The 25,075-nt window shown below is 33.5% G+C and carries 29 protein-coding genes; 9 read left to right on the top strand and 20 right to left on the bottom strand.

The features are described from left to right. Positions 1 to 11 precede the first annotated feature (11 nt). Together GQR94_RS09720 and GQR94_RS09725 are read right to left on the bottom strand one after the other, a co-directional pair. Positions 12 to 1,040, bottom strand: coding sequence for an AI-2E family transporter (locus tag GQR94_RS09720; protein ID WP_158975314.1), 1,029 nt, complete (start codon positions 1,038 to 1,040; stop codon positions 12 to 14). Further along, on the bottom strand, positions 1,037 to 1,978 hold the full coding sequence (locus GQR94_RS09725; protein ID WP_158975315.1) for a YihY/virulence factor BrkB family protein: 942 nt from the start codon (positions 1,976 to 1,978) through the stop codon (positions 1,037 to 1,039). The genes GQR94_RS09720 and GQR94_RS09725 overlap by 4 nt, the downstream gene beginning before the upstream one ends. Positions 1,979 to 2,174: 196 nt before the next feature. Here GQR94_RS09725 and GQR94_RS09730 point away from each other — a divergent pair, with 196 nt between their 5' ends. The 6 genes from GQR94_RS09730 to rimK all read left to right on the top strand — a co-directional run bounded on the left by GQR94_RS09730 (position 2,175) and on the right by rimK (position 8,791). Next, positions 2,175 to 2,810, top strand: a complete 636-nt coding sequence (locus GQR94_RS09730; protein WP_158975316.1) for a hypothetical protein — start codon at positions 2,175 to 2,177, stop codon at positions 2,808 to 2,810. Positions 2,811 to 3,705: 895 nt separating this feature from the next. After that, positions 3,706 to 5,106: an arginine decarboxylase gene (locus GQR94_RS09735; protein WP_158975317.1), complete on the top strand. Its 1,401-nt coding sequence runs from the start codon at positions 3,706 to 3,708 to the stop codon at positions 5,104 to 5,106. Further along, positions 5,093 to 6,037 (top strand): agmatinase, encoded by a 945-nt coding sequence (speB, locus tag GQR94_RS09740; protein ID WP_158975318.1) that lies wholly within the window; start codon positions 5,093 to 5,095, stop codon positions 6,035 to 6,037. The genes GQR94_RS09735 and speB overlap by 14 nt, the downstream gene beginning before the upstream one ends. Further along, positions 6,024 to 7,001 carry a deoxyhypusine synthase family protein gene (locus tag GQR94_RS09745; protein ID WP_158975319.1) on the top strand — a complete coding sequence of 326 codons (978 nt, stop codon included), beginning with the start codon at positions 6,024 to 6,026 and terminating at the stop codon, positions 6,999 to 7,001. Before speB ends, GQR94_RS09745 begins: the two co-directional genes overlap by 14 nt. 4 nt (positions 7,002 to 7,005) lie before the next feature. Then, positions 7,006 to 7,323 carry a hypothetical protein gene (locus GQR94_RS09750; RefSeq protein WP_158975320.1) on the top strand — a complete coding sequence of 106 codons (318 nt, stop codon included), beginning with the start codon at positions 7,006 to 7,008 and terminating at the stop codon, positions 7,321 to 7,323. Positions 7,324 to 7,417: 94 nt separating this feature from the next. After that, positions 7,418 to 8,791, top strand: a complete 1,374-nt coding sequence (gene rimK, locus GQR94_RS09755; protein ID WP_158975321.1) for a 30S ribosomal protein S6--L-glutamate ligase — start codon at positions 7,418 to 7,420, stop codon at positions 8,789 to 8,791. Positions 8,792 to 8,866: 75 nt separating this feature from the next. Here rimK and GQR94_RS09760 read toward each other — a convergent pair whose 3' ends face one another. The 4 genes from GQR94_RS09760 to GQR94_RS09775 all read right to left on the bottom strand — a co-directional run bounded on the left by GQR94_RS09760 (position 8,867) and on the right by GQR94_RS09775 (position 12,352). After that, positions 8,867 to 9,805 (bottom strand): NAD-dependent epimerase/dehydratase family protein, encoded by a 939-nt coding sequence (locus tag GQR94_RS09760; protein ID WP_158975322.1) that lies wholly within the window; start codon positions 9,803 to 9,805, stop codon positions 8,867 to 8,869. Positions 9,806 to 10,055: 250 nt separating this feature from the next. Further along, on the bottom strand, positions 10,056 to 11,153 hold the full coding sequence (locus GQR94_RS09765) for an adenylosuccinate synthetase (RefSeq protein ID WP_158975323.1): 1,098 nt from the start codon (positions 11,151 to 11,153) through the stop codon (positions 10,056 to 10,058). A 3-nt stretch (positions 11,154 to 11,156) separates the two neighbouring features. Then, complete coding sequence (locus GQR94_RS09770; RefSeq protein WP_158975324.1) at positions 11,157 to 12,014, bottom strand: hypothetical protein; 858 nt, start codon at positions 12,012 to 12,014, stop codon at positions 11,157 to 11,159. A 2-nt stretch (positions 12,015 to 12,016) separates the two neighbouring features. Further along, positions 12,017 to 12,352 (bottom strand): hypothetical protein, encoded by a 336-nt coding sequence (locus GQR94_RS09775; protein ID WP_158975325.1) that lies wholly within the window; start codon positions 12,350 to 12,352, stop codon positions 12,017 to 12,019. A gap of 509 nt (positions 12,353 to 12,861) precedes the next feature. On the opposite strand from GQR94_RS09775, the gene GQR94_RS09780 reads away from it, so the two are divergent. Next, a complete protein-coding gene (locus GQR94_RS09780) occupies positions 12,862 to 13,356 on the top strand; it encodes a hypothetical protein (RefSeq protein ID WP_158975326.1) in 495 nt (164 codons plus the stop codon). After that, entirely contained in the window at positions 13,349 to 13,840 is a 492-nt protein-coding gene (locus GQR94_RS09785; protein ID WP_158975327.1) for a nuclear transport factor 2 family protein, read from the top strand. The genes GQR94_RS09780 and GQR94_RS09785 overlap by 8 nt, the downstream gene beginning before the upstream one ends. Before the next feature lie 66 nt (positions 13,841 to 13,906). Here the strand turns inward: GQR94_RS09785 and GQR94_RS09790 are convergent, their stop codons facing one another. The 4 genes from GQR94_RS09790 to GQR94_RS09805 form a co-directional block, all read right to left on the bottom strand. After that, positions 13,907 to 14,644, bottom strand: a complete 738-nt coding sequence (locus GQR94_RS09790) for a hypothetical protein (protein WP_158975328.1) — start codon at positions 14,642 to 14,644, stop codon at positions 13,907 to 13,909. Between the two features lie 128 nt (positions 14,645 to 14,772). Then, complete coding sequence (locus GQR94_RS09795; protein ID WP_158975329.1) at positions 14,773 to 15,147, bottom strand: hypothetical protein; 375 nt, start codon at positions 15,145 to 15,147, stop codon at positions 14,773 to 14,775. A 111-nt stretch (positions 15,148 to 15,258) separates the two neighbouring features. Continuing rightward, a complete protein-coding gene (locus GQR94_RS09800; protein ID WP_158975330.1) occupies positions 15,259 to 16,068 on the bottom strand; it encodes an SDR family NAD(P)-dependent oxidoreductase in 810 nt (269 codons plus the stop codon). Then, entirely contained in the window at positions 16,061 to 18,346 is a 2,286-nt protein-coding gene (locus GQR94_RS09805; RefSeq protein ID WP_158975331.1) for a M20/M25/M40 family metallo-hydrolase, read from the bottom strand. Before GQR94_RS09805 ends, GQR94_RS09800 begins: the two co-directional genes overlap by 8 nt. A 208-nt stretch (positions 18,347 to 18,554) precedes the next feature. Between GQR94_RS09805 and GQR94_RS09810 the strand changes: the two genes are divergently transcribed. Then, positions 18,555 to 19,016 (top strand): CBS domain-containing protein, encoded by a 462-nt coding sequence (locus GQR94_RS09810; protein ID WP_158975332.1) that lies wholly within the window; start codon positions 18,555 to 18,557, stop codon positions 19,014 to 19,016. A gap of 56 nt (positions 19,017 to 19,072) precedes the next feature. Here GQR94_RS09810 and GQR94_RS09815 read toward each other — a convergent pair whose 3' ends face one another. The 10 genes from GQR94_RS09815 to GQR94_RS09860 all read right to left on the bottom strand — a co-directional run bounded on the left by GQR94_RS09815 (position 19,073) and on the right by GQR94_RS09860 (position 25,062). Further along, positions 19,073 to 19,423, bottom strand: coding sequence for a hypothetical protein (locus GQR94_RS09815; RefSeq protein WP_158975333.1), 351 nt, complete (start codon positions 19,421 to 19,423; stop codon positions 19,073 to 19,075). A 2-nt stretch (positions 19,424 to 19,425) separates the two neighbouring features. Beyond that, a complete protein-coding gene (locus tag GQR94_RS09820) occupies positions 19,426 to 19,914 on the bottom strand; it encodes a DUF6265 family protein (RefSeq protein WP_158975334.1) in 489 nt (162 codons plus the stop codon). 53 nt (positions 19,915 to 19,967) lie between these two features. Beyond that, on the bottom strand, positions 19,968 to 20,537 hold the full coding sequence (locus GQR94_RS09825; RefSeq protein WP_158975335.1) for a pentapeptide repeat-containing protein: 570 nt from the start codon (positions 20,535 to 20,537) through the stop codon (positions 19,968 to 19,970). 62 nt (positions 20,538 to 20,599) lie between these two features. Further along, positions 20,600 to 21,334 (bottom strand): DUF2490 domain-containing protein, encoded by a 735-nt coding sequence (locus tag GQR94_RS09830; RefSeq protein ID WP_158975336.1) that lies wholly within the window; start codon positions 21,332 to 21,334, stop codon positions 20,600 to 20,602. 108 nt (positions 21,335 to 21,442) lie between these two features. Continuing rightward, positions 21,443 to 21,655 carry a DUF2892 domain-containing protein gene (locus GQR94_RS09835; protein WP_158975337.1) on the bottom strand — a complete coding sequence of 71 codons (213 nt, stop codon included), beginning with the start codon at positions 21,653 to 21,655 and terminating at the stop codon, positions 21,443 to 21,445. A 143-nt stretch (positions 21,656 to 21,798) separates the two neighbouring features. Continuing rightward, positions 21,799 to 22,905: an MBL fold metallo-hydrolase gene (locus tag GQR94_RS09840; protein ID WP_233268669.1), complete on the bottom strand. Its 1,107-nt coding sequence runs from the start codon at positions 22,903 to 22,905 to the stop codon at positions 21,799 to 21,801. Positions 22,906 to 23,112: 207 nt separating this feature from the next. Next, positions 23,113 to 23,619, bottom strand: coding sequence for a GNAT family N-acetyltransferase (locus tag GQR94_RS09845; RefSeq protein WP_158975339.1), 507 nt, complete (start codon positions 23,617 to 23,619; stop codon positions 23,113 to 23,115). 18 nt (positions 23,620 to 23,637) lie between these two features. Continuing rightward, complete coding sequence (locus GQR94_RS09850; protein WP_158975340.1) at positions 23,638 to 24,243, bottom strand: hypothetical protein; 606 nt, start codon at positions 24,241 to 24,243, stop codon at positions 23,638 to 23,640. Between the two features lie 70 nt (positions 24,244 to 24,313). Further along, positions 24,314 to 24,691, bottom strand: coding sequence for a PH domain-containing protein (locus tag GQR94_RS09855; RefSeq protein ID WP_158975341.1), 378 nt, complete (start codon positions 24,689 to 24,691; stop codon positions 24,314 to 24,316). Between the two features lie 32 nt (positions 24,692 to 24,723). Beyond that, positions 24,724 to 25,062, bottom strand: coding sequence for a hypothetical protein (locus GQR94_RS09860; RefSeq protein ID WP_158975342.1), 339 nt, complete (start codon positions 25,060 to 25,062; stop codon positions 24,724 to 24,726). Between the last annotated feature and the right edge of the window lie 13 nt (positions 25,063 to 25,075).

Consider the following 25,075-nt stretch of genomic DNA (forward strand, 5'->3'; position numbering starts at 1 on the left):
AAAAATTAGGACTATAGTTGTTCTTTTCTATGGACTTCTTGTCCGTATTCATCTTTATAAATACGTAAAACAATTAAAAATAAACTAATAAGTAGTGGGCCAAAAATTAAGCCTATAAATCCAAATAGAGGGACACCAACAATAACGCCTATTAGGGTTATTAATGGGTGTACATTATCAATCCTTTTTAGAATGACTAGGCGGAGTAGGTTATCTGTAGATCCAATAACAACCAATCCGTAGATAAGTATTCCCCAGGCCTGAAAATCTTTTCCAGAAGCTAAGGTTAAGATAAAAACGGGTAATGTTCCTATAAATGTGCCAATAAAAGGAATCATAGAACCAACAAATACGATAACGGCCCAAAAGAAAGGTTGTTCGATATTAAATATTAAGAAACCAATAAGTGCTACAATACCTTGGGCAAAAGCTACCAACGGAATCCCTAAAGCATTGGAGCGTACCATTGCTTGCACATCTTTACCTATAATTTTCAAATTATCATTACCAATAGGAATATATTCATAAAGAGACTCCCTTAGTTGTCTGCGATTGGTAAGCATATAATACAGCATAAAATACATTAAACCCAAAGCAATAAGAATATTGAAAGTGCCACCAGCAAAAGACTGTAAGCTATCTGATATCCAACTGGAAACCGCCGAAGCATCTATTTTAGAAGTTAGGTCATATCCTAATTTATCTTCCCATGTTCCTAATTGTTGTTTACTTGCTTTGATTACATCTTCTGAGTGTGCAACAGTATTTTCTATTTTATTTGCTAGCATCAATATTATTCCTCCAACAGGAATTAGAATGCCTATGACCGATCCAATTAAGAGTACGCTTACAGCCAAATCAGAATTCCAACCTCTTTTTACTAACTTTCCCATGGGTTTGCGTAACAATACATAGAAGGTTATGGCTCCTAGAACTCCTGATAAGTAAGGGAGCATCTCTGTGAAAATTAATGATGCCATTAATAGAATAAGAAGTATTATAAATAACTGCCTAATCACTTTAGGATTTATTGCTTTCATGATTTTATAGATTTAGATGGTTGTTCAGAATTTGTGTTGTTGTCTTCCAAAGCAACATAGCTTGGTGTAATTTTGTGGCCGTATCTTTTGGCGTAAATATAGGTGAACTCTGCACCGAAAAATAGAATCAGGCAAGAATAAGAAACCCAGAGAAGTATTAAAACAATTGTACCTGCCGCACCGTAAGTAGAACCAGGATTTGCCTCACCAAAATAAAAGCCTAAAAGCGATTTTCCTATGACGAATAAGACTGCGGTAATTAAAGCTCCAATCCAAACTGTTTTCCATCGAATTTTTGCATCTGGCATATACCGGAACATTAGTGCAAATAGTACCGTTATGATGCCTATGGAGACGGTGAAGTCTAATAAATAAGCAATGTAAATTAGAATATCAGGAAAAACCTTCCTTATGTATTCGTTTAAAGCAGAGATTCCTGCAGTGACAATAAAACTAACTAACAAAAGAAAGCCAATGACCAAGATAAAAGCAAAACTTCTAGCTCTATCTGTTACCAATTTCCAGAAATTTGCGTTGGGGTTAGGCTTAATGTGCCACATTTCATTTAGGGATAATTTTAATTGATAAAATACCCCTGTAGCACCAAAAAGTAATGTTCCAATCCCGATTATGGTAGAAATTAAATTTTCTTCCTTGTTTTGTGTTTCTGCAATGATGGTTTCAATAGCTTCTGCCGCATTACTGCCCAGAGCAGTAGAGATTTCAGAGGTTAATCTTCCTTGAACAATTTCTGTTCCCCAAATACTACCTACAATATTTATGATAATAATAAGCAGTGCGGGTAGTGATAAAACCGCATAATAAGCCACTACGGCACTTAGGCGCCAAGGGTTAGCTTTGTCCCAAGCTTTATAAGTGTCCACAATTAAAGAAGGTAAATCTTTAAGTTTAAATTTTTTCTCGCTGTTATCTAGCATTAGCTTTAAAACTTTGTATTTATAGGTAAAAGTAATTATGAAGTTTTAATTAATTTAACTGTATCAATAAATATATTTCTTTAATAAGTGAGATTCATTTTAAAAAGGTGATATCAGTCATTGCTGATCTGTTTTGTGAAGCGTATTTTTGTAGTATCATCTTTTCTAAGGGTGATTTTTTAAATAACAAACCACCATGAAAAAAATTTTCCTTTTTATCATCTTAATTACCATAGCTAGCTGTAAGAGTACCAAGCTTGTAGATAGTTATAAGAATCCTGAAAATGTAGTTTTCACAGCTTATAAAGTTTTATTGGTGGGCATGACCCCTAACGAGGAAACTAGAGTAGCCTTTGAAAGCCGACTCAAAGAAGAGTTTGATAAAAGAAAAATTGAATCTATGCGTAGCATTGATCTTTTTGATGTCAATTTTACAGCATCGGCAAAGACCGAAGAAGAATTAAGAGCGGTAGAGAGACAGTTGTTAGATAAAGATTTTGATGCGGTTTTGTTTGCAAAGGTGCTTGGCTCAGAAAGTAAGCAGACCGTAAGAAAGAAAATATCTGATTGGGGGAATTATACAGGTAAGTTTAGAGATGATTATTTACAGCATCAAGATATATATAATAGTACTGGATATTATGACCAGTTTAAAGTGTACCATACAGAAACCACATTGTATTGTATTTGTGAGGGCAAAGAACAATCTATGGTTTGGCGTGGAAGTATAGATTTAACAGACCCAAAAAATATAGACCAGTCTATAGATGAATATGTACAACTTGTTGTAAACGCTATGCAAGAACAAGATGTCATATTTAGAAAAAAATAAACCCCTAAGCTTTGTTAAGTTTAGAGGTTGTAATTTTTAGCTTTTTTAATTAAATCTTATCTTTTGTTAAGCTTAAGGATAAAAAATAAGTCCCGCAAAATAACTAAAGATTAGAACGATAATGAAAAATAGGATAGTAACAAGTAAGCTTATCCCAATTCTCTTGTAATCAATTGATCTGTGTTTTTGATGGTTAATACTGTCTTTCATAATTAATGGTTCAAGGTTCTGACTGTAAAGGTATTACGCCTACTTAAATTATATTGTTGTGGTTAGACGAATAGACATTTACTGTCGATGAAAGTCATATTTAAATAGATTAGCCAATTTTTAAGAGTAGGAAAAATCGCTTTTTTAAATAAATATCATCGCTTTTTAAGGGTTCTTGTCGTATTGAAAACTTCTTTTCTTTAATTATACTTCATTTAAAATGTAGATGAGCTGTTTCTTGTCTAAGAAATTTAGAATCATTACTTGTATTTAAGAGGTTGATTGTCAGTTAGATAAATTTAATTTTTTGATAATGATTTTTTAACGTTCAATTTTAAAATAATTTCTTGTTTTTCCATTTTTTTTGTTTTCATTTGTCATCTCAAACCAATATAAAATAAGCGGTTTGGCAACTAAGCTTTTAGCTACATATAATGAGTATTAATTTTATGTTCGGGGGATTGGAAAATAGGAAGGCAAATCCAATGCCGGTCTTGAAAAGAGGCAACCGAATAAAAGTATTTTCTTCTATAGAATCTAGAATCGTGAGCAGTCAACACGATTATTTTTTTATACCTACTACCCAACGTCAAATCATTATCTAGGGATTGTATTAATTTATTTGGTAAAAACAGCAGTGTTTTTAAAATCAGTTTATTAGTTTTAACAAATACAATCCATTTTAATGAATACAAAATATATCAATTTAATAGATCAAACGTATTATTTTCCTCAAGAAGAATTTACTTTAGAGGGCGAAAACCTTAATTTTCACGGCATTCCTTTAATGGATTTGGTAGAGAAATATGGTAGCCCCATGAAATTTACGTACCTGCCTAAAATCTCTGAAAATATAAACAGAGCAAAAGCATGGTTTAAAATTGCGATGGAAAAGAATGATTATAAGGGTAAGTACCACTATTGTTATTGTACAAAAAGTTCACATTTTCAACCTGTTTTAAATGAAGTGCTGAATAATGATGTGCATATTGAAACTTCTTCGGCCTATGATATAAACATCGTGGAAAAGCTTAAGAAGAAAGGCAAAATTAAGGACGATACCTATGTAATATGTAACGGCTTTAAAAGAGACGAGTATATAGATAACATTGGTAGGTTAATTAACGAGGGTCATCATAATTGTATTCCTATTATAGATAACTACGAAGAGATAGATCTATTGTCAGATGTCATTGAAGATACTTTCAAAGTTGGTATTCGTATCGCTTCCGAAGAAGAGCCTAAATTTGAGTTCTATACATCAAGGTTAGGAATAGGGTATAAAAACATTGTTCCTTTTTATGAAAATCAGATAAAAGATAATGATAAAGTAGAGCTTAAAATGCTTCACTTCTTTATAAACACAGGAATTCGTGACAATGCCTATTATTGGAATGAATTGGTGAAATGTTTAAAAGTTTACATTCGCCTTAAAAAAATGTGCCCTTCATTAGACAGTTTAAATATTGGTGGTGGTTTTCCTATAAAGAATTCATTAGCTTTTGATTATGATTATCAATATATGATTGATGAAATTATCAATCAAATTAATATTGCTTGTCAAGAAGCGGAAGTTCCAGTACCTCATATATTTACAGAATTTGGTAGCTTTACTGTAGGAGAAAGTGGGGGCGCTATTTATGAAATATTATATCAAAAGCAACAAAACGATCGTGAGAAATGGAACATGATAGATTCTTCTTTCATTACCACCTTGCCAGATACTTGGGCAATTAATAAACGTTTTGTGATGTTGCCAATTAATCGTTGGCAAGATGAATATGAGCGTGTACTCTTAGGAGGCCTAACATGCGATAGTGATGATTATTACAATAGCGAACAGAATATGAACGCTATTTATTTACCAAAATATAGAAGAGATAAACCTTTGTTTATCGGCTTTTTCAATACGGGAGCATATCAAGAATCTATAGGAGGTTATGGAGGGTTGCAGCATTGTTTAATACCGCAACCAAAACATATTCTTATAGACAGAGATGAAAATGGAAAATTAACAACCAAATTATTTAACGAACAACAAAAAGCAGAAGACCTGCTAAAAATTTTAGGCTATGACGACAACTAACAATTACGCGGGAATACCTGATAAGTATGCGCAATTGGAAACGGCAAAGGTGGTTTTAATACCAGTGCCATATGACGGAACAAGTACATGGAGAAAAGGAGCAGACAAAGGGCCAGAAGCCTTTTTAAAAGCCTCAGAAAACATGGAAATTTATGACATCGAAACAGATACTGAAGTATACCAACAAGGTATTTACTTGGCAGATGCTGTAACTGAAAACAGTTCACCAGAAGCTATGGTTGATGCAGTACATGCGGTAACTAAAGACTTTATCAAAAGAAATAAATTTGTAACTCTTTTTGGGGGAGAGCATTCTATTTCAATTGGTACTATTAGAGCCTTCAATGAATGCTTTAATAATTTAACCGTATTGCATATAGATGCCCATGCAGATTTGCGTGAGTCGTACGATGGTAGTAAATGTAACCATGCGTGTGCTGTTCATGAAGCTAGCCAAACTACAAACCTTATTCAAGTAGGTATCCGAAGCATGGATGCTATTGAAAAAAGTTTTATGGACGAAGAAAAAACATTCTTTGCACATGATATAATTAATGATGAATATTGGATGGATACCGTTATTGAGTTAATGACTGAAAACGTATTGATTACATTTGATTTAGATGCATTAGATCCTAGTATATTATCATCAACAGGGACTCCTGAACCAGGAGGATTATTTTGGTATGAAACTTTAGAATTTTTAAAGAGAGTTTTTAAAGAAAAAAATGTTGTTGGTTTTGATATTGTTGAACTTTGTCCTAATGAGGTTGATAAAACCTCTGATTTCTTAGCGGCTAAGTTGTATTATAAAATGTTAAGCTATAAATTTATGGGTGAAGCTGCAGATGAAGCCTACGATAACACGTATGATGTAGATTTGAAAGCAGGCACTACTAATAATTCAAAATTCGAAGATGACGAAGACTAAAGGACCAATTTCTAATTTTATTGAAAAGTATTACTTGCACTTTAATTCAGCAGCATTAGTAGATGCCGCTAAAGGGTATGAAGACCAATTAAACAATGGTGCTAAAATGTTAGTGTCACTAGCGGGTGCTATGAGTACTGCTGAAATTGGAAAAATATTTGCTGAGGTTATTCGTCAAGATAAAGTTCAGATTATTTCTTGTACTGGGGCAAACTTAGAAGAGGATATCATGAATTTGGTAGCGCATTCACATTATAAACGCGTTCCTAATTACCGTGATTTGACGCCTCAAGATGAGTGGGATTTATTAGAAAAAGGATTAAACCGTGTTACCGATACCTGCATTCCAGAGGAGGAAGCATTTAGAAGATTGCAAGAACATATCTTTAAAATCTGGAAAGATTCAGAAGATGCAGGTGAACGTTATTTGCCGCATGAATATATGTACAAAATGCTCCTTTCAGGTGTTCTTGAAGAGTATTATGAGATAGATTTGAAAGATTCTTGGATGTATGCAGCAGCAGAGAAAAATCTGCCGATCATCTGTCCGGGATGGGAAGATAGTACCATGGGGAACATCTTTGCTTCTTATGTTTTAAAAGGAGAATTAAAAGCAAGTACGATGAAATCTGGGATTGAGTACATGACGTTCTTAGCAGATTGGTATACTGATAATTCTGAGAATGGGATTGGTTTCTTTCAAATAGGTGGAGGTATCGCAGGAGATTTTCCAATTTGTGTAGTGCCAATGTTATATCAAGATATGGAACGTACAGGAACTCCTTTCTGGAGTTATTTCTGTCAGATTAGTGACTCTACCACAAGTTATGGTTCGTATTCAGGTGCAGTGCCAAACGAAAAAATAACTTGGGGGAAATTAGACATAAATACCCCAAAATTTATTATTGAAAGTGATGCTACTATTGTGGCACCATTAATTTTCGCATACTTATTAGACCAGTAATTATATGGACAATTTAAAAAGAGTTATCGTTGATTTTAAAAAGCTTACGCCAGAAGTATTAAAACTTTTGGTAGAGAAGTATCCTGATGGTTATGATGATTTAAACATTATTTCGTTTAAAAATGCACAAGGAGAACGTATTGAAGCAGTTGAGGTAACTACGGAAGATACTAAGTATTTGGTAAAAATTAGTGCCAAATTAGAATCTACAATGGCTAATTATGACGAGGACGATTATGAGGATTTTGAAGGGGATGATCCAGATGCAGTTGTAGATCCAGATCTTCTTCCTGAAGAGGGTGAAATGGATGATGAGGATTAAATAATAATTCTTTTGATTAACATTTTATAGAACCAATCTTCTAAAGATTGGTTTTTTGTATTGAATGTAAGTTTAATAGGCAAAAAAAAGTAATTTGGAAGATTTAAAAATAGTAGGAAGTGAAGAGTGGTGTGTTTTTGAAGGTTTGGGAATACCGGCCATTAAGGCAAGAGTAGATTCAGGGGCCAAAACCTCATCTATTCAAGCTACTAATATTAAGGTTTTTATCAGAGGGGCACATGAGTGGGTTAAATTTGAGGTTAATCCAATTCAAGACAATAGAAGCATCACGATAGAGTGTGAGGCAAAATTAGTAGATAGAAGAACGGTAAAAAGTTCTTCAGGAATATCAGAAGAGCGTTATGTGATAAAAACCGCAATGACACTTGGTGAGGATACTTTTGATATTGAGTTGACTTTAGCGAGTAGAGATACTATGGAGTTTAGAATGCTTTTAGGAAGAGAAGCCCTAAGCAATAGATATGTTGTAAACCCAGCTAGTAATTTCTTGGTTCAAGAATTTACTACGACAGATGTTACTGGTAAATACTCCAACTACTTTAAAGAAAAAACAGGACTTAAAATTGCTATTTTAGCGAGTAATCCAGAGCTATATAGTAATAAAAGATTAATTGAAGCAGGAGAAGCGCGCGGTCATGAAATGGTATTTCTTAATGTAGAGCATGCCTATATGAAATTAGATGCACATTCTCCTCAAATAAGATACCGTGGTGGTAATATTTTAAATGAATTTGATGCCATTATTCCTAGAATAAAACCAGCAGTTACTTTTTATGCCTGTGCACTTATTCGTCAGTTTGATAATTTAGGGGTGTATTGTTTAAACTCTGCAGAAGCTATTACACAATCGCGTGATAAGCTATTTGCTTCTCAATTGTTTTCTAAGAACGATATTCATATCCCGATTACCGGATTTGCAAAATCGCCTATGGATACAAAAGATCTTATTAAAATGGTAAATGGTGCACCATTAATTATAAAACTATTGGAAAGCACACAAGGTAAAGGAGTTGTTCTGGCTGAAACAAATAAAGCGGCTGAGAGTGTTATTAACGCCTTTAAGAGTGTTCAAACTAACATTTTGGTGCAAGAGTTCATAAAAGAAGCAAACGGGCAAGATATTCGTTGTTTTGTTGTGAATGGGAAAGTGATTGCTTCTATGCAACGCCAAGCAGAAAAAGGAGAATTTAGAGCCAATATCCACCAAGGGGGTAAAGCATCTATTATAAAAATTACGCAAGAGGAGAAAAAATTAGCGATTAAAGCTGCTAAAGTGATGAATTTGGCGGTTGCAGGAGTAGATATTATTCGTTCTAACAAAGGACCTTTGTTATTAGAAGTGAACTCTTCTCCAGGGTTAGAAGGGATTGAAAATGCTACAGGAAAAGATATCGCGAATAGCATGATAATGGCAATTGAATCCAAACTAAAAGTAACCATCAAGTAAGCGCAAAAATTTATAAAAAACAAAACGCCTTAACATTTTTGTTAAGGCGTTTTATTTTTCGTATAATCGCTATGACTATTTTAAGTTTTTCAGCATTTCAAGGGTTGTTTTTTCTAAGTCAAATTCAGGTTTCCAACCCCAATCTTCTTGCGCTTTATCATCATTGATGCTAGAAGGCCAAGAGTCCGCAATTTGCTGTCTGAAATCTGGCGCATAGCTAATTTCAAAATCAGGAACATGGGTTTTAATACTCTCATATATTTCTGACGGATTAAAAGTCATTGCCGCTAAATTATAACTAGAGCGTATCTTAATTTTTTCAGCAGGGGTTTCCATAATATTTATGGTAGCTCGGATGGCATCATCCATAAACATCATTGGGAGTAAGGTATCTTCTTTTAAGAAACAAGAATATTTTTTTTCGGCTAATGCCTTATGGTATATTTCTACAGCATAATCTGTTGTTCCTCCGCCGGGCAAAGTTTTCCAGCTAATTAAACCAGGATATCTAACGCTTCGTACGTCTACACCAAATTTATTACAATAATACTCACACCAGCGCTCTCCAGATTGTTTGCTAATTCCGTAAACGGTACTAGGTTCCATAATGGTATTTTGTTCTGTGTGCTCTTTTGGGGTATTTGGTCCAAAAACAGCAATAGATGAAGGCCAAAATAGCTTACTTATTTTTTTTTCCTTCGCCAAGTTTAAGACATTGAAAAGAGAATTCATATTTAAATTCCATGCACGCATAGGAAATTTCTCTGCTGTAGCACTGAGCATTGCTGCCATGAGGTATACTTCTTCAATTTCATAATGCATTACCACATTTTCTATTGCTTCGTAGTTGGTAGCATCTAGGATTTCAAAAGGGCCAGAAGCCATTAAATCGGCATTACCTTCACGAATATCACTTGCAATGACATTTTCATTTCCATGTTTTTCGCGCAGTGCAAAGGTTAGCTCAGTTCCAATTTGCCCACAAGCGCCAATAATTAAAATAGACTTCTGCATTTGATACATCTTATAGTTATAGTTTGCCTAATTTTATATAGAAATTAGGTCTGCAAAAATCGCAAGAAATTTTAATATTTAGGCACTCCTATTGAGTTATTTTTAATCGAAGTCTAATTATTTTACATAAACGATAAAATGACCTTAAAAATTGAGGTTTATTTTATATAATCCCTAATATATTGTAAGTTCTCAATTAGTAAATAAACATATTGTCACTATAAATTTAGTAGCGGTAATGATGTGTATTTTAGGCCTCTTTATCTAGTAAGTGTTGAGGGTTAATTTTCTGGAAATCTTTAGCATAAGGAGAATAAGAACCGTACATATTAGTAAAATTTAGGGCTAATTTCTTAAAATCTATTTTGTGCTGGTATTGGTCTAAGCATGTTATAATTAAATTGGCTCGGGTTGCTTTAGAATAAATTTGGTCAATTTTTAAACTGTGTAAAAGAAGGTCCGTATCTAATAGTCCTGTTCTTAGTTCCTTTTGAAACTCATTATAGGTGCAGGTTTCTTCTTCGTTATTTTTCAATACAATTTTTTGTTCATTGGGCATGTAACCATTGCCATGTCTAGTGCTATAACACCTAGTTACATAATACATTTCAATATCTTTAATCTCTAATGCGTCACATATTTCTATGGCATTTTTTGAGCTTGTATTGGCATAGGTAACATGTGGGAAAGTACCATGATTCATATCAAGCAATATACCTTGACTTCCTTCAAAAATTAATGTAGAGTAATTATTTAAAAACGTATAGTCTTCAATTTTCCAATCTATATGATCAATACAATCTAAATAATAAGCAACATCATTCTTGAAATTTTCATCATATTGAAAACCATAATAATTTCCAATTTGTTTTAATTTCTCTAGCAATAAATTCCGTGGTCCTATGAGGTCTATGGCGTAAAGCTTAAAAGGACCTTCGTTTCTTTTCATTGTGGCACCAACTCCTTTGCCGCAAGTACCGTGTGTTAAGTTCTTTGTGTTATTCCTGTTTTGAAATACATCAAAAGGAGTGGTAATTTTTGCTAAAGGGTGTATATATAAGGTAGTATTGCCACCTAAAAAGTTAAGTTCTTGAAACTCGTTAAATAGCAGGGTTGGGTGTACCGTACAATGTTCCGAAAAGTAGGAGGGTAAGCCTCTTAGCGCCCCACTGGCAAAACTAGAGTGAACATGTTTTTTACCCTCCAAGAGTACGGTATGTGCTGCTTGCTGCCCCCCAGAAAAACGAATCACGATGGCTTCTGGGTTTTGACTGCACAAGAAATCAGTTGTAATTCCTTTTCCTTCATCGCCAAAACCCAAACCAATAACAATTTTTGCTTTTTTCATTTCTTATAACATCTGTATATCGTCAAACCCTCCAATAGTAGAATCCCTAACTGTAGAACTAGATTTAGTGTGCTTTGAAACTATAAATTTTATAACATCTGGGATTGTTTTGTAGTCAGATACTGAAATACAATTCTGACCTAGGACTTCTTTCCATCCAATTTCTGCACTTTCTGCTCTTTGAGAATGTAGGACACTAATGTGGTACACTTCATATTTTTTTTGAGCTTCTGCCAATAACTCTAAGGCAGTATAACTCTGTTGGCCACTACCCATGATTTCTTTGATAGCAGATGCCGGTAATGTTTTTAAGTTTGGTTCATCTCCAATCGTAAAGAGTAAGCCCTTTTGGTTTCTCTTTTCAAAGGCATCTGTTTTTGTATGAAATGCTGCAAAATACCAAGCTAATAAATAGCTTTCGCCTCCATTTCCTCCTCCACCAGACTCAATATAGGTTCGCGTCAGCCACATGTCTAATTCCTTGTCTCCCGATTCAAATTGGCCCACTTGAAGCGGATATTTGTCACATTCATGATCGCCAATACCCATAAAAAGCAGTGCAGCATCTGGCATCCCGTCTTCAATAATTCCTCCCATTAATTTAGGTAAACCTTCTTTAACCAATTCGTGCGGGATGTGCCCCATACTACCAGTAACATCTAAACCTAAAATTATAGGTAATGAATTTGGGTGTACTTCAGAATCTCTAGCTTCTCTGAATGCAACGCCATTTGGGTTCATAGCATCGTGGGCTCTTCTTTCTTTGTTTTGAATGAAAATATCGTTTATCGCTTTGCTGCTATATCCTGCAGCTTTTGCTCTTGATGATCTATCGCTTAAATTATATCTTGTTCCTCCCATAACTAAAAAGTTTTTCCAAATAAATATTCATATCTCTTAATAGAAACCTCTAGTTGAATTTTTAGATTTCGTATTGTTACTGTTAGTTCCATATCTTTTTGAACAAAAGCTTCTGGTTCAAAATCGGCAAAGGTTAGACTGTTCTTGTCTAAAGGGCTTATGTCTATTAAACCTTCCTGCTCTCTTTCAAGTCTTTTAATTCTTAATTCAATGTCTTCAATTCTGCGCTTGTAAATTAATTCAGAATCTTCTCCAATAGTTTTTGCTCTATCTTCTCTTATCTGATCATTATTTCTTTTTAAAGATTCTATAAATCTTGGTTTTAGGTCTTCGCTCATAATTTTATCCTTTGTAGATGATGTTCTTTAAATTAATGCATTATCCAATTCAATTAAATACTCGTTTCTATAGCTTTCATTTTCAAGTTCTTCGTATAAAAACTTAACTAATTTTTTTGTTTTTTCTGGGCAGAGTATCACTCTGTTTAATGTGGTAAGCGTATCAGTTTGCCGTTGTATTTCTTTCCAGTACTTGCTTCAAACTATTGAATTTGATTTCTTTAAATGAACCTGCTGTTATTTAATGACTTGCCTTCTTCCTATAGTTTAAAATTTACGTTTGTAACTTTTTTATATGCGTATTTGTTACGCAAATGTAATCGGAAAAATAATAACCACCAAGTTTATTGTGTAAAAATTACGCAAATACATTTTTGGGGTTAGTAATTCCTATTTAATTTATTGTATTTCAGTTGTTTAGTGTTTTTTAAGATAGCTATAGTATTTTGTTAGACTTTATATGGACCAAACACCTGTTTGTCAATACCTAAAATTTGTACCTTAGCTTTATGAACAAATCATTTTTAATTGCCCTTTTTTTAATAGGGTGTATTTCTTGTGGAGAAAAAAAAACGGAAGAAGTGATCAAAGAATCCACCGCAGATCTGGTAGATCTTAAAAAGCTTCCCAAAAAAGAAAACCCAAGTTTTGAGGCTGTCGAAGTTTTAAAAGATTGGACGGAGTATAATGCGTTAAATGCCGCAGTAAACGCTATTTACAATATAGATACTAAGGAAGACTTGATTGTCGCTTTAGAGGATTTAGTAGAGAAACAAAAATTATTAGAGGCTTCTACATATCCTGAAGTATTTGATAGAGCCGATATAAAAAGTAGACAGAAAGTCTTTAAAACAAAAGTACTGCAAGTAAAATTTGATTTGGAATATGATAAGAACCCAAGAAAAACTGTTATTGAAATGGTTAAAGCTTATAATGCTTTTAATAACCAGTTTTCAGTAGTCATTAAAAGTACTTTAAAACCTGAAATTTTATTTGATGAATAAACTAGCCTTTTTTTTCCTGTTTGTAGTTACTGTAGCATTTGGTCAAAATGATACTGCGAAACAAAATATCAATGAAGTAGTAGACGCATGGCATAAAGCAGCTGCGGATGCCGATTTTGACACTTATTTTAATTTAATGACTACTGACGGAGTTTTTATTGGAACCGATGCGACTGAAAATTGGCAAAATGCTGCCTTTAAAACTTTCTCCAAACCCTTTTTTGACCGGGGTAAAGCTTGGAGTTTTTCTGCTTTAGAGCGTAATGTTTATGTAAATGAAGCCGAAAATTTTGCTTGGTTTGATGAGTTGCTTGATACGCAGATGAAAATTTGTCGCGGTTCAGGTGTACTTAAAAAGACGAATGGCGAATGGAAAATAGCACATTACGTATTATCTATAGCAGTTCCTAATGACAAGGTAGCTGCATTGGTCGCTTTGAAAAAAGAGTCTGATAGTATTCTCACCGTACAATTAAAACAGTAAGAGCGATAATTATAAAACAAGAAAAGCGAGCCTAGGCTCGCTTTTCTTGTTTTATATCGGCAAAGTTTAATTCTTTTTCTTCTTGCCTTTTTTTGCAGGAACTTCAGGTTCTGGGGCAGCTACTGGAGGATTTTTTTTGTTCTCCAAGGCTTGCTTACTTAAGCTTGCTAAATTAAAGTTTGGATCTAATAATAAAGCTTCGTTCATATACGTCAATGCGCCGTCAATATTATCCCTGTCTAGATTAAAGGTTACTAAACCCTTTAGGTGTAAAAAGGCGGCCTTTAAAGGCACTTCATACGGTTGCTGACGCTCATAGAAAGCATATTTCATGTCTTCTTTGGCATTAGCAATACCATAATCAATATTTCCCATGGCAGCATTAGGGTCGCCAATTTGTATTTTTAAATCAGCTAATTCATAAGCTAAAAATGGATTAGGGTTTCTTAAATATAAAACCTCAAACTGTTCTATGGCACGTTTCGGTTGGTTCAATGCTTTTAAAGATATTGCTTTGACTTGAACGGCAAGATCAGAATCGGAATCTTTTTTTTCTATACCAATAGTGTTCAGTGCCTGCATATGCTTATTGTCATTAGCATAAATATAAGCGAGTGTATCTTTCCTTTGTTCAGAAGGGTTCAATATGTTTAAATGCGTTAACGCATTAATAATACCATTTACATCTCCTTGCAAACGCATTTGTTTGTAGTATGCTTCGTAATGGTTTTGTAATTCAGATTTGGTTTGTGCAGTTCCAATAAAGCTTAAACCGATAAGTAAAGCAAATACTATTTTTTTCATTTCTCTTTCTCTTGAATTTTAGGAACGCTAAGCTATAAAAATTAATCATAGGGTGCTGTTAAGGAAAGGTTTAAAACAGAAAAAGATGCTTTCAAAGCATCTTTTTCTGTTTTAAGTATAATTTTTTTTCAATTAACCATTTGTTCGTTACCTTTCTTAGAGAACCCTCGTAGCAAGCTTGCATAAAAAGCGATGCTTCTAGTATCTTTCTCTACACATTCTTTTAAAAAATACTTTAAGCTGATAAAGTGGATGTCTGCGCGAAACGTAGGCAAATAAGTATTTATTTTTTTAGGATCGTAAACAGTGTCATCAATTACCACATTTAATGTAATTCTCCTACGGTAATAATCAATAGCAACTTCAGAAGCGTTATAATACTTTTTTAATAAAGCAATATGTAGGTCATTATGTTTTTTTTCAATTTTTCGATTTGGACAACTTTGAGAAATGAGGTTTTCTAATTCGGAAATTATCCTCCTTTTTAAACTTGAATTTACCATACTAATCGATTTAAGATTATATCGTAAATGTATTGTTATATTCGTGAATTTGACAGTTTATTAACAGTATACCTTATTTTTTGTTGTCAAAACACTTAAAAGTGTTGTAAGTTATTTCTTTATCGGGGTAAGAAATTGGAAATTTTTAACATTTAACAAGTAGGCAGAACTAATGATCTTGCCATTTTTAGCTTTATTGCCTTCATAATCAGGAGGTTTTAATCCTCTTTGTATAGCTACTTCGGTATAGTATTCTTTTTTAGTGGGGTGCTCAGGATACACTCCGTTAATAATTTCATTCCACCAATTTTCTCCAAGAACTTTTTCGATTATGCGGATGCAATCGTCTCTATGAATTAAATTAACTGGCATTTCCCCATTTTTTAAGGCCTGTCTTTTAACCAACATAGTAACAGGGTGGCGGTCGTCACTAAGTAAACCTCCAAAACGAATAATTGTAGTTTTAAATGTCTTTTTGTTTTTAAATATATTTTCTGAAGCTAAAAGCTGAATGCCCGATGCTGTAGCTGGTTCAGGTATTGTTTTTTCCGTAATAACACCATCCACTTCACCATATACCGCAGTACTGCTCACAAAAATAACATGTTCAATAGCCGATTTTTCAACTTCTTTAGCTAAATAATCCATTTTTGCCACGTAATTTTCCTTGTTAGTTCCGCGTAATTTAGGAGGCACATTTATCACAAGTGTTTTTGTATGTGACAAAAACGCTTCAATAGGACCTGAAATGCCGTTCTCGGAGAGAACTATTTTATATTCTTGAATCCCCGCTTCATTCAGGGTTTTTAATTTTACTTCTGATGTAGTAGTTCCTTTTACAGAATACCCGTTTTTAATAAAAGTTTTGGCTAATGGAAGACCAAGCCAACCGCATCCTAAAATTCCGACAGTATTATTCAATAGTGATAGTTTTAGTTACAAGGATAGCATCGTTAAGTACAAAAGGCTTTGGAATTGCATTTTTGGGTCGCGCAGGAACGGTAAATTGCGAATTACGCAGTAAGTCGTTTGATGCTTCATAGAGTTTCAGTTCAAACTTTTCATCTATTGGGAGGGTTAAACTTAATTCGGTATATTCATTATTGCTAATATAATGAGTAACTAGTTTTCCTGGAGGTCTATTTCTAAGAAAGTAATCAGATAAGGGAACGGAATTTACGCTTGCTTTAAAAATATTAGTTTGCGCAGTAAAAATGTCTAGTCTGTTTACATTTCGCTGAGGGGTAATACATATTTTTACAAGGCGCTCCGTTCCAATAATAGTATCTCTCGTTTTTTCAACTTTAGGAGCAATTATATTTTTTAAAGGTGCTTTAGAAACATAGGTAAACGCTGTCTTGTATTTACTGCTGATGGTATTTTTACTTAGTTTTTCTGGAACCTTTTTATCATCACCCACAAATTGTGCTGTCCAATCTGATAATACATGATCATAGGTTGCCCATTGTGCATTTTTAGTATCGGCATTAAGGATATAAACTAAACTTGTTGGTTTTGCATTATCTGCTGTAAAACCAGAATTTAAATGCGCAGAAATCATAGCAGCAAAAAAGAGCAACATCATAATAAACCCTAATCTGTTTTTATGCTTATAAAATGAAAATACAGGCAATGCCAATACAAAAACTAAAGTGGTTAATACGGTAGCCGCCACCATCATTTTTAACCCAAGACCAACTGGAAACATTTTTATAAAGGGGGTGAATATCCATAAGGCCGGAATGATTAAGAACACAAGTAAGAATGCATTGGGTTTTTCTTGATTGATAACAACTAAAAAAGCAGCTAAAAGTGCAAACACAGGGATTATAAAAAAGCTTGCTCCAGGTAAATAGGCACTTATACCACCACATAGTATAAGCCAAAGTACTAAGGGCCCTACTAATAGATCTGCAGTGCTAATTTTTCTAAACTTGTGGTATACAAAAAAGCAAACAGCCAATGAAAAAAGTACAAATGCCGCAATATAGGTATAGCCATTATAAGTGAATCCATGTAAAATATCCAAGTATTGAGGGTAGATGCTTTTTAGAATCGTCCAACTAAAATACCCGACAATACCGTTTATAAACAGGGTTATAAAAAGTGGAATAAAACTCAGAGCACTATTCTTTAAGTTTAAAGATTTTTTCTTAAAACCATAGGCCATTAATGCAATAAAGAATATTAACGCTATCCCAAATAAAGGCCAAACCCAGTCAAAAGGGTAGGATACTAATTTAAAAAACGGGACATTAAAATAATTATAATCGCTTAAGCTTTTTAAATTTGATAAATCGGCTGTGCTAAAATGATGTAATAATGGCATCAAATAACTGCCTTGATGTGCTAGCGTGTTTCTATCTAATCGCTCGTAATTATCTCTTTTTGTGTGGTAATCATAGTGGTCATCTATAAAGGCAAAATTTAAGCCTTCTATATCCCCATCTTCTCTAAAAATAGTTAAATCCGTATCATTGGGTAACATTTTATAGATACTATATACCAATGAATTTGCAACAGGGTATTCTGGATTTGCTTTTGTAAATTCTTTGATCAGCTTGCTATTTCCTCTATTTGTTTCTATCAGCATGTAGGATGGTCCACCACTACCACGTGCTTCAAAATTTAAAACCAATCCTACATCTTTACTCCACGGATGGTTATTTACAAATAAATCGGCACCATTTAAACCCAATTCCTCTGCATCAGTAAATAGAATGATAATATCATTTTTAGGTTTTTTATTTTCAGCTAGATAAGCACGAACACCTTCTAGGATTGTAGCAACCCCACTGCCTGCGTCACTAGCCCCCAAGGAAGAATGCGGGTTGCTGTCATAATGCGATAAAAGGACTAATGCTTTTCCTTTCTCTGTACCCTCAATTTTGGCAATGATATTAACGGCCTTACTCAAATTAGCCCAATCTCCTGTGGTATACCCTTCTTGTAAGCTTGTTTTTAAACCTAATTTTTCTAGTTCTCTACGAATATATTTTCGAACTTCTTTATGAGCAGGAAAACCTACGGAATGTGGTTGGGTGGAAATCTTTTTTACATGGACTAAAGCTCTTTCCGTAGCGAATTGAGTGCTAGTTAATTCTTTATCAATACCATCACTTGGCATGGATGATTTGAATCCAAAATAGATAATTAGGAGGATTAAAATAAGGGTTAGGGTAGCGGTGCTTGTTTTCATTTGGTTGTAAATTGTATTGCTATCTTGAGATTATTGTAAATGTATAAAAATATAGTGGGATGTTTATTACGGTGATTTTAGGCAGTATAAATAGGGATTTACTAGTCTATTTCTTAAAAAAATGATTATTTAAACGATTATATATCAATTAGTTGTTGTTTTGTTAAGAATAAGTACTATATTTAAGATCAACCTAAAAATACTACATATGGGAATCAAAAGCTTTCAGGGCATTCGTAAAGTCGTTAAAAAAGAATTTGATGCACCCATTTTGGTCGAAGATTATATGACCAGAAAACTAGTTTCTTTTTCCCCAGAACAATCTATTTTAGAGGTAATGGAATTATTTACCAAGCATAATATTTCAGGTGGGCCTGTTTTAGATACAAATGGATTTCTTGTCGGGATTATTTCTGAAGCAGATTGTATGAAGACCATTTCAGAAAGTCGCTATTTCAACCAACCTATATTAGATAAAAGGGTAGATAATTACATGACTAAAAATGTTGAAACCATAGGTAATGATATCAGTATTTTTGACGCTGCAGGAATTTTTCATAAAAATAACAGGCGTAGACTCCCGGTTTTAAAAAATGGATTATTAGTGGGGCAAATTAGTAGAAAAGATATTGTAATTGCTGCCTTAAAATTAAGCGGGCAAAATTGGTAAAGTAAAAGTATGATCTAACCATTAACATTAACCTCACTCTTTTTGGTGAGGTTTTTTTATTCTCTTTTTACAATCATATAATAATCATTATCTAAAGGCAAATAGCCTAGATCATAGACAAAATAATAGATGGTTCCTTTTTTCGTGGTATAGATGCTCGTGAAAATTTCAAAATCGAATCCTTTATCGAGAAGTTTGTAGCGTGTAGTTTTTGTTTTACCCTCTTTTAGGGGAAAGCTTTCTAAAATGCGATGATTTTTTCGCAACCGATTATTGATATTGCGTATTAGATTTTTAGAATCTTTGTTAAGCTTGTTATTGAACGAGTTTCTGCAATAGTCAGAGCAGAATTTTTTATCAACCCGACCAATGATTTTTTCTCCACATTCAGGGCAAAGCTTCTCCAAGATTATTGCTTTTTAAAAATGAATTTAAATTCTTGCGTACTGCCATCTTCTTCTTCGGCAAGAATATAGGCAATCATTTCAGTGTCACTTATTTTTTTATAGGTAAGGCCATCAAAATAAAGGGCATTATCTTCTTTTTTCACCAAAGGAAAGTCTTGAAATTCATCTTTAGCTTCCCAACCATCCAATTCCCCAGAAAAATGCTTTAGCTGTAAATGTATGGTTTCACCTTCTTCAATAATATGTCCTATTTCATAGAAATCTACTTTACCTTCGATAACTAATCTAAAAGAAAACATCATAGAATCTCCTTCTGCTTTGGTCCATATTTCCTCACTAATTCCACCAAAAGCTTCACCAATCCAATGGCCAGTCATAAAACTAGCGTCTGCAAGCGTAGCTTTTGGGGCTGTTTCATCCGTCGTAGGAGAAAGTGTATTCTGTGCAGTGCATAAACTTGTCACTAATAAAAGAAGGTAGAATGATTTCATAGGGTGTGTTATATATTAGGATCTAATATACAATTTATTTGACTTGTTGAATATCAATGAATTGAAATACTATATTTTGTAAGTAAGCCAGCAAGATTGTCTTGAGAAAACTTTGCATTTTTTATAGCATTTGCTTCGGGATCTATGGAGAAATTGATAGCAGAAGAAAAATCGGCTTTTTGTAAAATGGTATTGCTGAAGATAGCAGCACTTAAATCACATTGATTAAAAATAGCCTCACTAGCATCGGTGTTTGTAAACTCTACCTGCTTCATCTTACAATGATTAAAACGTGTTTTTCTAATTTTCAGCTTGTAAAAAGATGCGAAATCTAGGTTGCAATTTTCAAAGTTAAAGGATAGTATAAAAGTATTACAATACTGGAAATTAACTCCTAATAATTTGCAGTCTTTAAATAGCGTCTCTTTTAACGTTGCTTCTGCAAAGTTAGCATTGCTAATATCACAGTCTATAAATTCACATTCAGAAAATGTACAATTGCTTAAGTTTGCTTTAGAGAAGTTGCAGTTTTCAAAGGTGCAATTCTCATATTCTGCTTTTGGCAATCTAGTAATGGTATAGTTTTTTCCTTTAAAAGTGGTGTCAATAACTAAGTCTGTCATGATTATTTTATGAGGGTACTATTGTTTAAACAATACTACAAAAAATAGTTTGCAACCACAGATTAGACTTTGTTTTTCTTTACGAGTATAGTGTGGTGAATGGTAAATTTTATAATGTCACGGCTATAGAAATCTATGCCAGATTTTTGTTGTTGAAACATATTAAAATAGCCAATTTCAAAACCAAGATGGTTAATTGGCATATACTGAATGCTACTGCCTATTCTATTTTGATCAAATACATTGTTTACAATGGTATTTCCTGCATTTATAAATAGTTCATCAAAAGCTTTTATGCTTACTTTTTTGAGGGGCGTATATTTTATTTCTATTTTGTACCGTAGTCTTACGTTTGCATACGCATAGGCGTCATGTTCTAATTCAAAAAACCTAAATTCTGACCAAAACCGATGATTCACTGTAAATTTCTCAGATACTGTTTGTTTATAGGCAAGTTCTATCTGTGGTCTAATTTCTTTTTGAGTGTAATACTCTTTTACCTCAGGGTCGTTTGGTAGTGATTGTACTATACCTGTTACACCAACTGCCGTAGTCCAACCGTTTCCTAATTGGTATTCAAGATTTGTTCTAGAAAGCATCTGGTGTTGTCGCCAAGGATTGCTATAGTTTCGCTGGTCTAGTTCTTGCCTAATTTGATAGTTGTCATTTATCTTAAGTTTTAAGGCATAGCTCGTCCATAGTACATCCTGACGAATGATGTTCTTTTGTGCTAGTCCGTAAAAGATATTAAAACAGCCGAATATGGCTACTAATATTCCCTGTATTCCTATTTTCATCGATTTAAAATATAGCTGTAAATGTATATAAAAATAGTAATCCTATAGTTTAAGTAGAATAAAATTATTAGCTGTTAATTCATACGAAATTTGAAACTAATAGGAGTGTTATTTTTTTGATTTCAGTGGGCAGCTAGAAAAGCCTAATAATGGATACAAAGGACAAAAACTTACCAGACTTGTAACTACAAAAACGCCAGCAAGAACTAAAAGGATAATACCCAATGTTCCTGTAACTACATTTGTAAAGTAGAGTACAGCAATTAAAGCAGCAAGAAGTATTCTGATTGTTTTATCTGTAGTTCCCATATTCTTTTTCATGATATAAAATTTAGTGGATTAATCTAACATCAAAGATCACGAATAGAAATGTTTTACAAAGTGACTAAAGTCACATAAGCCCAGAAAGTTATCTTTATTTTTGTTCAATTATAGGACCTAGGGTTTTTTAAAAGGCATTTTTTTTATAGACCTTGCCACCAGTTAAAGGTAGTGTTAATACTGTCCTTTACCTTGATATCTGCCCCTAGTTCTGGAGTAATTATAGGTAAGTTTAATTTGTGGGCTGCAATTTTTAAGCGCGTTACAGGAGCTGTCCAACCATGTAACGCTAGTTTAAAGCCAGCCCAATGTATGGGCATTAGTTTGTTTGCATTTATATCTATTCCTGCTTGTGCTGTTTCTTCTGGCATCATGTGTATATCTGGCCACATTTCGTCGTATTGCCCGCATTCCATCAAAGCAATATCAAAAGGGCCATATTTTTTGCCTATTTCTTTAAAATGTGATGCGTAACCACTATCACCACTAAAATAAATGTTTTCGTCTGCAGATTGTATCACCCAAGAACTCCAAAGCGTACTTTGAGTAGTATTAAATTTACGACCAGAAAAATGTTGGGCGGGGGTGCAGACTAAAGTTAGTTCTTCAAATTGAGTTTCTTGCCACCAATCTAATTCTGTTATTTTATTTTTTGAGACTCCCCAGGCCTCTAAATGCACTCCCAAACCAAGGGGAACATAAAACTGTTTGGTTTTGTCTTTAATTTTTAGAATAGTTTCATAATCTAAATGATCATAGTGGTCATGTGAAAAAATAACCGCATCAATAGTTCCTAATTTTTCTACTGCTAACGGAAAATCTGTATTAAACCGATTAGCTCCTAACAAAGGGTGAGGAGCTGCCACTTTCCCTAGCATAGGATCTAAAAGAATAGTTTTCCCTTTTAGTTGCAATAAAAATGATGAATGTCCGTACCACACTAAACGGGCCTCTTTCGTATAATTAGCAACTGCTGCAGAATCTAGTTTGTGAACTTTTAAATCTTTCTTAGGTCGGCCGTTAGTCACTTTTGTGGTTAAAAACGTATAGCTAAGCTTCAGTGTTTCAGAAAAATTTAAATCTTTCGGTACTGGCTTAGTGTTATTAAATTTTCCTTGTTTGAATTGTGCTGATTTTTGATAGATCAGTTTTCGCGCCTTAGAAACATCACCTCCAAAACTTGGATAAAAGTTCGTGAATAAAAAATAGAATGCGATTGATAGACCGATGACGGCTAAAACGATAATCATTATCTTTTTTAAAATTCGTTTTATCATGAGGTACATAAGACTAATGTCTTGTTGTTTTATTAAAGATAGAAACTCCGATGCAGTTTAGATGGGTATTACTAAATTAGTGCTAAAGTTAGGTAAAATGTTAGTTAGAATTTTTTAGCTTCATGAGCATGTAGCTTACATCATTTTTTAATTAGCATCACGTTTTTGACTCCAAATACCTTATGTTCTTGGGTTTTTCAATTTCACCCAGATATAATCATCGAGAATTACATTGTTTTTGATAACAGCGTCTTTTTTAATGGATTCGAGGTAAAAGTCATTTTTTTCTAATACTCGCATTGATGCTTTGTTAAATGAAAATACTCCAGCTTCAATTCTAATGATATCAAAGTTTTTAAAGCTGTATTCTACCATCAGTTTTATAGCTTCTGAAGCGATACCATTACCCCAAAAAGGCGCTCCAATAAAATACCCCATTTCAGCACCTAATTTAAATACATCCGTATTGATCGTTATCCCAATTTCGCCTACAAATTGATCTTTCCAATAGATTATTTTCCGTTCAGGTATATTTTTTTTAGTTTGAAGCGTTATAAAATCTTCAGCATCTTTTAACGTAAACGGATTAGGAACTTTATCATAGCCATTATCAAAAATAGTTCTGTTATTTCTATAAGTAGCATAAGCTTCTACAACGTCTAAAGTATACGCTCGTAATTCTATCATAAAGATCATTTTTTAGTGCTACCCTTGAATGTTTTCATAACTAACTACGGTATCACGTGATGTTGTCTTTTTCCACATTAAATAACACCCAATAAATATAATGATAATGCCAAGAGTTAGAGATAGAGGAGTACCCAATCTTTCAAAAATAGTTTTTAAAGATGTAACGGCTAATCTTCGTTCTATACTTCCAGTAGCTATATTATCTCTCCACGCTAGAGCGATAAATAATAACCCAAATACAGAAATAAAAAAGCCGCTACTGCGGTAAATGCTTTTTAATTTAGTTTCCTTTTTGTGTGCAACTTTTAGGTTTCTAATTTTATCTAGTGCTAACATAAACTTAGGCAGGTCTTCCGCTAGTTTAAATTGGATGTCATCAATATTAACCGTGGTTTCATTAGCTTTTTGTGCCCCTTTAAATTTCATGAATCCATTTTGAAACTGAATCCTTTGGATTTCATCGAACTTAAAAATTTCGGAGGTATCATACATCTCCGGATATTTATACATGTTGATAAACTTATCAATATCATAAATAGGCTTGAATGTTAAAATCATTTCATTAGCATCAATAAAAATGGAATTTGTTCTTCGACTTTGAACTTGGAATAATTCTGCCATGTATGTTTATTTAGTGATGCTTAAAAACTTGTCTTAAAGTATATTTTCAACAAAATACGAATACTTGGTGTTACATTACTTTAGAAGCCAAATATTTCTGCACTTCGTACACATCAATGCTTTTATTAAACTTTTTGCTTACGGAAGGAATATCCTCACTCGAAATCCAAATTTTTAATTCAGCATCTAAATCAAACGTACCCGCTGTTTCTAAAGAGAATCTAGAAATGCTTTTATAGGGGTATGATTGGTATTGCACTTTACTTCCTGTTAAGCCTTGAACATCTATGATGATTAGACGTTTGTTGGTAAACATAAAAGTGTCTCGGAAGAGTTTAAAGCCTAATTCTATAGCTTCATTATCTATTAGAAGGCGACCGTATTTTTCTTCTAATTTTTCAGCGGAAACTTCACTTGCGTTTCCTAATATTTTATTTAGTAGTCCCATGTGTTATTATCTATTAAGGTTATTGTAACTATCTATTTGCGCCTTACCATATACCCATTAAAAGATTTAGTGGTTCCTGTTTGCTGCTTCCAGAAAAGAAATGGAATGACCAAACCTATCGTTCCAATTAACCCCAAATATACAGAAAGTAAAATGGTAACCAATAGTCCTATTCCGGCTCCAATTAGAATAATTAGATTACTTTTTTCAGCTCTGACATCATTCACATGTTTCTTTTCGGACGTACCACAATTGTTACAATTTACCTGAAATGTATCTCCTTTCTCCATTTGTAAATCTGGACGAGTTTCAGCATTAGATTTTATTTTGATGTCTCTTTTACAAGCAGTGCAGTAAGTTAGTAAGTCCATATGAGTTTATATA

It is taken from the genome of Cellulophaga sp. L1A9, assembly GCF_009797025.1.
Taxonomy (GTDB): Bacteria; Bacteroidota; Bacteroidia; order Flavobacteriales; family Flavobacteriaceae; genus Cellulophaga.